This is a genomic window from Ruegeria sp. BHSB064 (genome assembly GCF_059613205.1).
The window spans coordinates 1-8,244 of sequence record NZ_JBXWSB010000161.1 but is presented as its reverse complement, the minus strand read 5'-3'; the positions used below and the strand labels follow the sequence as shown (position 1 = coordinate 8,244).

Here is an 8,244-nt window from a genome sequence, read left to right as displayed (position 1 = left end):
CGGGTGGCGTCGACAGTTCCGTCGTGGCGGCCTATCTGGCGGATCAGGGCTATGACGTCGTGGGCGTGACACTACAGCTTTACGACCACGGCGCGGCGTTGGCCAAAAAAGGCGCGTGTTGCGCTGGGATCGATATCCACGACGCGCGGCGTGTGGCCGAGGAGCGTGGCTTTCCGCATTACGTCTTGGATTATGAGAACATCTTTAAAGACGCCGTGATCGACGAATTTGCCGATAGCTATCTTGCCGGCGCGACCCCTGTTCCCTGCATTCGCTGCAATGAGCGGGTGAAATTCAAGGATCTGCTGGAAACTGCCAAAGATCTCGAGGCCGACTGCATGGCCACCGGTCACTACATCCAGCGCAAGATGGGCCCCAACGGGCCAGAATTGCACAGCGCCGAAGATGCAAACCGCGATCAGTCTTATTTCCTGTTTTCGACTACGCCGGAACAGCTGGATTTCCTGCGTTTTCCTCTGGGCCACCTGCCGTCCAAGGACGCAACGCGTGAGATGGCGGCGCAATACGGGTTGTCCGTGGCCGACAAGCCTGACAGCCAGGACATCTGTTTCGTACCCAATGGTAACTACGCCAGCGTGATCGAAAAGCTGCGCCCCGGTGCAGCGGAACCCGGCGAAATCGTACACGCCGACGGTCGTGTTTTGGCGCAGCATGACGGCGTGATCCATTACACCATCGGTCAGCGGCGCGGCCTTGGCATCGGTGGTCTGAGCGAACCGCTTTACGTCGTCAAGCTGGACGTCGACAAGAAACAGGTTGTTGTCGGCCCCAAAGAGATGCTGGCCACCCGTGTCGTACCGGTGCGCGAGATCAACTGGTTGGGCGACGAGCCTTTCACCTCGCGCGATGAATGGCATCTGAAGGTCAAAGTTCGTTCGACCCGCCCGCCGCGTGAAGCCATCATCCGTCCGCTGTCGGACACAACGGCAGAAGTTGAACTGCTGACACCCGAGGAAGGTATTTCGCCGGGTCAGGCGTGTGTGTTCTATGCAAGTGAAGGCAGCCGCATTTTTGGCGGCGGCTGGATCTGGCGCGGATACTAAGCCGATACAGGTTCGACTTCAGACTCGATCTGGATTTGCAGTGCATCGTTGAACCGGTTGAACGCTCCGCACAACGCGATACGCCAGGTCAGTTCAACGATCTGAGCGTCCGTGAACCATTCCCGCAGGTCAGACACTTCGGCGTCCCGCATCCGACCAGATCGCGTGGTCACGGCTTCGGCATAGCGCACCACGGCTTTGTCACACGCATCCAGTTCAGGGTGATCCTCGACATCCGGCAGGCGCGCGGCCCCTTCGGGGCTGAGGCCCGCGACCGTTAGCAGCGGCGTATGATGGGAAACGCAGTAATCGCAAGCATTCAATTTCGACACCGTTACCATCGCCAGTTCCAGTGCACGGCGCGGTAAGGTCTGCTGTTCGCGCAACGTGGTCAGCATTCCGGTGACATGGTCCAGAACGGGCGGGCAATAAGCGGCCACGCGGGCCCAATTGTCGAACGGGCCATACGCGCCCAAAGCTTCATGGGACGCGCGTGCTTCTTCCGTCATCTCATGATCCAACAACGGCGGAATGCGGGTCATGGCAAAGCTCCTTTTTCGATCAAAAGATCTCAGGTCCCTGTCGCTGCGACAACCGGATTGAGATCACATATGCGCGGCACGGGTGCGTCTTGACCCTGTCACACAATATCTGTGGGCGAGTTGAAGAGAATGTAAAGTCCTACACAGACCATGATATATGGCGCGATCCGATCCAGTCGCGCGACACGCGGACCAAGGCTTTTGGCGCGGGGTGCGCCCCATGTCGCGACAGCGACCAGACCGGCGGCGGCCGCTACTGCGCCAACCAGCGCCGCAATGCGATACGTGGGCGCTGAGTCTGCAAGAAGTGGGGTCATGACCGCGAAACTGTCGATTGAAAGGCTCAGGAAGAGTGTGACGACCGAGGTTACTGCACCTTTCGGTTCTGTCTCTTCCACTTCCGCTTCGCGAAATTGCTTCCAAATACCGCGCAATCCAAAAGCCAAAGGGACGAGGCCCAAATAGCCAATCCAGAAGGGCACACCGCTTTGGTTCAGCCCCAACGCCACGGTCAAAGCCAGAGTCAGAACAATTGTCTGTGCGACCGCAAAACCCAAAATGGCGCGACGTTGCTCCATAACCAGGATCAGGCCCAGCAAGACAGCCAGATTGTCGAGATTGGTGGATACCATCGCAATCCCGGCAGACACCGCGAACAGCGCATGATCAAGCATGATCGACCTGCATTCTGTCCAAAACGGCCCGTGCTGCACGAAGACCGGGGGCTTCGCCACCTCGACCCAATCTTTCCATGGTCAGGCTCATTGCGGTTTGTTGCGCATCCGGGGCATTGATCACATTGCGCAAGGCGTCGGCGATCTTTTCGGGCTGACAATCATCCAGAAGGCATTCCGGCACCGCACGTGTATCTGACACCAGATTGACCAGCGTTACGGTGTCCAGTTTAACCATCCGTTCGGCCATCTTCTGTGTCAGCCAGTTGAGTTTGTAGGCTATGACCATTGGCGTATTCTGCGCTGCAAGTTCCAGTGACACGGTTCCTGACGCTGCAAGAGCCAAACTGGCCGCGCCGAACGCGGAACGCTTGTCGGTAAGCGCTTGATCCGTACCGTCGTGGCGTGGGTCCAGCACTACCGGGTCTCCGGGCCAGCCCGTGACCAAGTCTTTCACGAGGTCGGTTGTCGCGCCTACGGTTGGGATCACGACGCGATAGTCCGGATGGTCCTTGACAAACAGCCGCAATGCGCCGCCAAAGGACTCTGCAAGCCGTTCAATCTCTCCCCGACGTGATCCGGGCAAGGCCAGAAGGATCGGCGCATCCCCCAGATCTAAACGGCTCCGAAAGGCGGCGATCTCATCCGTTGTGGCAACCGGTTCACTGGCTACAGGATGGCCGACAAAGTCGCACTCCATCCCCGCCCGTTCCATATACGGCGGCTCAAACGGCAGCAGCGCCAGCACATGGTCTATAACCTTGGCCATCTTGTCGGCCCGCCCCGGTCGCCAGGCCCAGACACTTGGGGCGACGTAGTGAACCGTGCGGGTGTTGCTTGCGGCCTTTACGATCTTGGCCACACGTAAACTGAAATCCGGGCTGTCGATAGTGATCAACACATCCGGTTTCGTATCCAACACAGCCTGCGCCGTCTCGGAAATCCGACGCTTGAGGTGAAAGAACTTCGGCAGAACTTCAACAAGGCCCATCACCGAGAGTTCTGACATGGGGAACCGGCTTGTCAGTCCCTGCGCTTCCATCAGCGGTCCGCCGACCCCGTCAAACTCGACATCTGGGATCAGAGTCTTCAAGCCTTCCATCAACGCGCCGCCCAGCCGGTCGCCCGAAGGTTCTCCGGCGACCAGAAAGACACGCATCAGGCTGCCCGCTCGCGGATATACAGGAAAAGGCCCAGGCGGTTACATTCAGCGATGACCTGCTCTTGCCGCAGAACAAGCACGCCGCCCTTCTCCAGCACAATCCCGGACAAACCCGCCGCGACCGCGTCTGTGACGGTATCAGGTCCGATGGCCGGTAAATCGGCGCGCCGGTCCTGACCGGGTTTCGGTCCTTTGAACAGAATACCTCCGCCCGCATCGGGGCGCTGAGTCAGGGATTGCAGCATCCAGGCGGTGCCAAAAACACCCTCTATCGCCAGTGCCTGACCTTTTGAAACCGCACATGCCTGCCCCGTATCCGCAGCCCCCATGGCGCGCAGAATACCAGCGGCACGGTCGGCGTCGGCCATGTCAGCCTCGGAGGGTTGCGCGTCTGTCAGACACCCTAAAGGTGGAAGCAAACCGGGCGCGATTTCGTGCGCGGCGCGCATTTGCAGCCCTGCACCTTCAAGAATCCCGATCACTGCGCGCAACGCGCCGTCATCCCCGGACATGATCGCCTTTTGGATGACTGGAACCAATGGCAGGGTCGCCGCGTCTATGCGGTTTGGGTCGATGGGTGGGCGCTGAACCGCACCTGCCAGACAAATCTGCGTCACGCCCCGCGCCTTCAGATCCGCGATAAAGCTACCCAGCTGTTCCAACGGGAATACAATATCCGCGGTCAGATCGTCAGGCAGGAACCCCTCCATTGCGCAGATCAGGGGTCGGTCGGTCAGCTGAGCCACAACTTCGGTTGGCAGTGCTCCGGTACCCGCAATCAACGCCAGCATCAGCTTACTTCCCCGGTGTCAGGAATGAGCGATCACTGTGTCCGGTGACGAAATCGACAATCCGCTGCACGTAATCGCTTTCATTGCCTTCGCCGATCCGTTTGGCGCGGTCCATAAAGGTTCCGTCACCTTCGGACATTTCCTTGAACGCAGCGCGCAACGCCGAGATATCCTCGCGCGAGACGCCTTTGCGTTTCAGCCCCACAAGATTCAGACCTTCCAGCTCACCCCGCGACGCCTGAACAAGGCCATAGGGAATAACGTCCTTGGGTACCATGGTAAGCGCTCCGATGATCGCCCCACGCCCAACGCGCACCCATTGATGCAGACCCGAGATGCCGCCGACAATCACATCGTCTTCAACGATGCAATGACCGGCTGCACCAGCGTGGTTAACCATGATCACACGGTTGCCGATCTGTACGTCGTGAGCGACATGAACGCCCGCCATAAACAGGCAATCGTCGCCAATCCGCGTCACACCGCCGCCGCCATCAGTACCGGTGTTGATTGTAACATGCTCGCGAATACGGTTGCGCTGACCAATTTCGAGACGGGTGTTCTCGCCACCAAACTTCAGATCCTGCGGGATTTCACCAATCACCGAAAAATTGAAGATCACAGTGTCTTCGCCAATCGAAGTATCACCGGTCACAACCACATGGGATTTCAGCTCGACCCGATCCGCCAGTTTGACCTGCGCACCCACATAACAGAATGGACCGATCACGCAGTCCTGCCCGATCTGTGCGCCCTCTTCGACAATTGCGCTGGGATGGATTCCGCTCATGTTGTCTTTTCCATGTCCCAATCGACATAGGCCGAGAATTCGGCCTCGGCTGCCACTTCGCCTTCAACAGTAGCCCGGCCGCTGAATTTGAACAGCTTGCCGCCCTTCTTGCCGCGTACGGTTTCAACATGCATCTCAAGAACGTCACCCGGGACAACCTTGCGACGGAATTTGCACTTATCGATGCTCATGAAATAGATCAGCAGCTCGGTATCGATGACGTCCATGCCAACGCCAAGCATCACACCTGCTGTTTGAGCCATAGCTTCTACGATTGTCACGCCCGGCATGATCGGTGTGCCTGGGAAATGCCCCTGAAAGTGCGGCTCGTTCATGGTCACGTTCTTGATGCCGCGTGCCGACTGATAGCCTGAGATGTCCACAACCTTGTCGACCAGCAAAAACGGATAGCGATGCGGCAAGATCCTTTGGATCAGCTGAATGTCGGCGCTTTTGGTTTCCGTGGTCATTGATCAGATATCCCGTTTTGGATGTTTCTTTTCCGCGTGGTTAGCAACACAGCAATCCAAGAGCAAGCAACCCTATTCGCCCTTGCCTTCTTGCAACGCGCTGCCATCACCGATTGCGGCGTCGATGCGAGCGATTGCAGCCTCTGTAATGTCTGATGTGCTGACAACAACATTCGACCGTTCGATCATCACACTGGCGCCGAACTCGCGCAGCAGATCAACAAGAATTGGGCGAACAATCTCAAAGAAAGTCTGTTGTGCTTCTTCGCTGCGCCGCGCCAAAGCGTCCAGTTTGGCACGCTGGCCTTCTCGATGAGACTGAACTTTGGCGTCAAAGGCTTCGGCCAACGGGCGAAACTCCTGCGCGGGTACGTTGGCGCGCTGTTCCGTCAGTTCTTTTTCTTCCTGGCTCAGCTCGGCCACAATCCGTTCGTTTTCTTCAGCCAGCAATGCGCTTTCAGCTTCGATCTCTCGCAGAACGCGCTGTCCGAACGCCGAGTCAGCAAAAAGCTTTTCGCTGGAAAGCGTCACGACACTGGCCTGCGGCACGCCAAGCTGTTGCGCGTCCAGTGCAAGCGGCATCACGAGGGCCGAAAAAACACACAGGGCCCGCAATGGGCCCCGCGCTATCGTCAAAAAGCGTCTCAGCATCCGGGATCAGAACCGGGCCTGAATGGTCAGGTCAAAGTTCTGTTCCTTGTCGAAAGATTCTTTCTTGAGGGGCTGAGAGAAGTTGAACTGCAACGGCCCAAACGGGGTTTCCCACAAAACCGATACGCCGATCACGTGACGGATCGATCCGTCGGCCCCCACGATATTTGCACCTGCTGTGTTCACATTGTCGATGTTGTAGAGGTTACCGACATCATAGAACAACCCACCGCGCAGACCCAATTCCTCGGGCAAGCCCAACGGGAAGTCAGTTTCGAACCGGGCCACCCAGTAGTAGTTGCCCCCAATGGCGTCATCCTGACCGTTCGACAGGTCACGGGGACCGATACCCGCAGGCTCGAAACCCCGGAAGGTGTTCGGGCCCAGCACGAAACGGTCGACAGTACGGCTGAAATCGTTGCCTCGCCAGTGCAGTGCACCCAGTTCCATGGTCGCACGCAGCACGACTTCTTCGTTCCAAACGCGGGTTTGTGCGATACCGCGCGCGGTGGTTTTGAAGAACTTGTTATCTCCGCCAAGACCCGCCGCATCGACTCCAACCTCGAACAATACGCCGGAGTTGGGATCCAGTCCGCCAAGGCGGCTGTCATAAACATAGGACACACCCAACGTGCTGGACGTTCGCTTGCCTTGCGCAATTTCGGAAGAAATGACAGCGCCGTTGATTTCGTTGTCCTGCTGGGTCATCTCGCTGCGATCCCAGCCATAACGCAAACGCAGCGACGACAATTCGCCGATGGCATATGTCAATTGCGGATTGAAGAACAGCGAACTGGTGTCATAGCTGGCAAATCCCGAATTGGTTGCCGACAGACCCAATCCCAGATCAAAGCGCAGTCTCCGCCCAAGCAGGTAGGGTTCGGTGAAACTTACCGTGTATTGCTCGGAATCCTGCGCTGTCGAGATGCTCAGGCCAAGGTTCTGACCACGGCCCAGGAAGTTGGATTCATTCAAGGCAATAGCGATACCGAAACCGTCTGTGACCGAGTAACTACCGCCCAGGCTCAGCGAGCCTGTTGGCTGTTCCTCAACATCCACATCAAGGATCACCTGGCTGGGCGACGACCCTTCACGGGGTTCAACATCCGCAACGGCGAAGAAACCCAGAGCATTGATCCGCTCAGCCGCCTGACGGATTTCACGCGGGTTGAACGGGTCGCCTTCGACAGTATCGAATTGACGTCGGATCACACGGTCCAGCGTGGTGGTGTTCCCTTCGATGTCGATCCGCTCTACAAAGATGCGTGGACCCTTTGTGAGAACAAACTCGACGTCCAGTGTCAGGTCGCGGTCGTTTCGCGTGATACGCGGTTCCACGCGCAGGAAATCCACACCTTGTTTGATCCCCAAGCGCTCTTGCCGAGCAATCGAGTTTTCAACAAGCGTTGGCGTGTAGGTTACGCCCGGCTTGATTTTAAGCGCGTCTTGATACAGCGCTGCGTCAACACCGGGTATTTCGCTGACGGTTGTGATTTTACCGAACGAAAATTTCTGCCCTTCAGTGACATTCATCACCAGGAAGAAGGCGTCTCGTTCACGCGTGAACTCGACATTTGCGCTGTTGACGCGGAAATCGACATAGCCACGCGACAGGTAGAAATCGCGAATAACCTGTTTGTCGAACTCGATACGGTCACCGATAAACGTGTCATTGCGGAAAAAAGTGCGCAGGAATGTCGCCTGTTTGGTTTCCAACACCCGGCGCAAGCGACGGTCCGAGAATGCGCGGTTGCCCACAAAGCTGACGCGTTCAACTTCGATTGTCGTTCCTTCAGCAACTTCGAAAACCAGATCGACCCGGTTGTCGCTACGGCGGATAATCCGAGGGATGACAGTCGCCGCGACCCGGCCTTGCGCCGAATACACTTCGGCAATCAAGTCCGCGTCTGATTCCGCCAACTGAGGGGTAAAGACCCGGCGTGGTTCGGACTGGATGACATCCAACAAAACATCGTCTTTGACGCGTGCATTTCCTTCGATGCTGATTTGGTTGATGGTTGGGTATTCCTGAACTTCGATCACCAGAGTCGAGCCGCGCGGCGTCAGTTCGACTGTTTCAAATACACCACTGTCAAGCAA

The 8,244-nt window shown here is 57.4% G+C and carries 9 protein-coding genes; 1 reads left to right on the top strand and 8 read right to left on the bottom strand.

The window, feature by feature from the left end:
* Positions 1-1,064: tRNA 2-thiouridine(34) synthase MnmA (mnmA, locus tag AC2FNU_RS22530; protein ID WP_496792963.1), on the top strand; the 1,064-nt coding region annotated here is incomplete at its 5' end.
* On the opposite strand, the gene AC2FNU_RS22525 is transcribed toward mnmA, so the two are convergent.
* From AC2FNU_RS22525 to bamA, 8 genes are all read right to left on the bottom strand, one after another.
* Positions 1,061-1,606, bottom strand: a complete 546-nt coding sequence (locus AC2FNU_RS22525; RefSeq protein WP_496792959.1) for a carboxymuconolactone decarboxylase family protein — start codon at positions 1,604-1,606, stop codon at positions 1,061-1,063. The two genes, mnmA and AC2FNU_RS22525, sit on opposite strands and share 4 nt — an antisense overlap.
* A 98-nt stretch (positions 1,607-1,704) precedes the next feature.
* On the bottom strand, positions 1,705-2,280 hold the full coding sequence (locus tag AC2FNU_RS22520; RefSeq protein ID WP_496792957.1) for a hypothetical protein: 576 nt from the start codon (positions 2,278-2,280) through the stop codon (positions 1,705-1,707).
* Positions 2,273-3,439: a lipid-A-disaccharide synthase gene (gene lpxB, locus AC2FNU_RS22515; protein ID WP_496792954.1), complete on the bottom strand. Its 1,167-nt coding sequence runs from the start codon at positions 3,437-3,439 to the stop codon at positions 2,273-2,275. The genes AC2FNU_RS22520 and lpxB overlap by 8 nt, the downstream gene beginning before the upstream one ends.
* Positions 3,439-4,233 (bottom strand): LpxI family protein, encoded by a 795-nt coding sequence (locus tag AC2FNU_RS22510; protein WP_496792951.1) that lies wholly within the window; start codon positions 4,231-4,233, stop codon positions 3,439-3,441. The genes lpxB and AC2FNU_RS22510 overlap by 1 nt, the downstream gene beginning before the upstream one ends.
* 4 nt (positions 4,234-4,237) lie before the next feature.
* Positions 4,238-5,023: an acyl-ACP--UDP-N-acetylglucosamine O-acyltransferase gene (lpxA, locus tag AC2FNU_RS22505; RefSeq protein ID WP_496792948.1), complete on the bottom strand. Its 786-nt coding sequence runs from the start codon at positions 5,021-5,023 to the stop codon at positions 4,238-4,240.
* Positions 5,020-5,493: a 3-hydroxyacyl-ACP dehydratase FabZ gene (fabZ, locus tag AC2FNU_RS22500; protein WP_050602398.1), complete on the bottom strand. Its 474-nt coding sequence runs from the start codon at positions 5,491-5,493 to the stop codon at positions 5,020-5,022. Before fabZ ends, lpxA begins: the two co-directional genes overlap by 4 nt.
* A 72-nt stretch (positions 5,494-5,565) precedes the next feature.
* Entirely contained in the window at positions 5,566-6,075 is a 510-nt protein-coding gene (locus tag AC2FNU_RS22495) for an OmpH/Skp family outer membrane protein (protein ID WP_496792942.1), read from the bottom strand.
* A gap of 75 nt (positions 6,076-6,150) precedes the next feature.
* Positions 6,151-8,244 (bottom strand): outer membrane protein assembly factor BamA (gene bamA, locus AC2FNU_RS22490; RefSeq protein WP_496792937.1); only part of this gene is annotated, 2,094 nt, incomplete at its 5' end.

Coding starts and splice junctions, on each gene's coding strand:
- AC2FNU_RS22525 (WP_496792959.1), bottom strand. CDS start 1,606: ATGACCCGCATTCCGCCGTTGTTGGATCATGAGATGACGGAAGAAGCA.
- AC2FNU_RS22520 (WP_496792957.1), bottom strand. CDS start 2,280: ATGCTTGATCATGCGCTGTTCGCGGTGTCTGCCGGGATTGCGATGGTA.
- lpxB (WP_496792954.1), bottom strand. CDS start 3,439: ATGCGTGTCTTTCTGGTCGCCGGAGAACCTTCGGGCGACCGGCTGGGC.
- AC2FNU_RS22510 (WP_496792951.1), bottom strand. CDS start 4,233: ATGCTGGCGTTGATTGCGGGTACCGGAGCACTGCCAACCGAAGTTGTG.
- lpxA (WP_496792948.1), bottom strand. CDS start 5,023: ATGAGCGGAATCCATCCCAGCGCAATTGTCGAAGAGGGCGCACAGATC.
- fabZ (WP_050602398.1), bottom strand. CDS start 5,493: ATGACCACGGAAACCAAAAGCGCCGACATTCAGCTGATCCAAAGGATC.
- AC2FNU_RS22495 (WP_496792942.1), bottom strand. CDS start 6,075: ATGCCGCTTGCACTGGACGCGCAACAGCTTGGCGTGCCGCAGGCCAGT.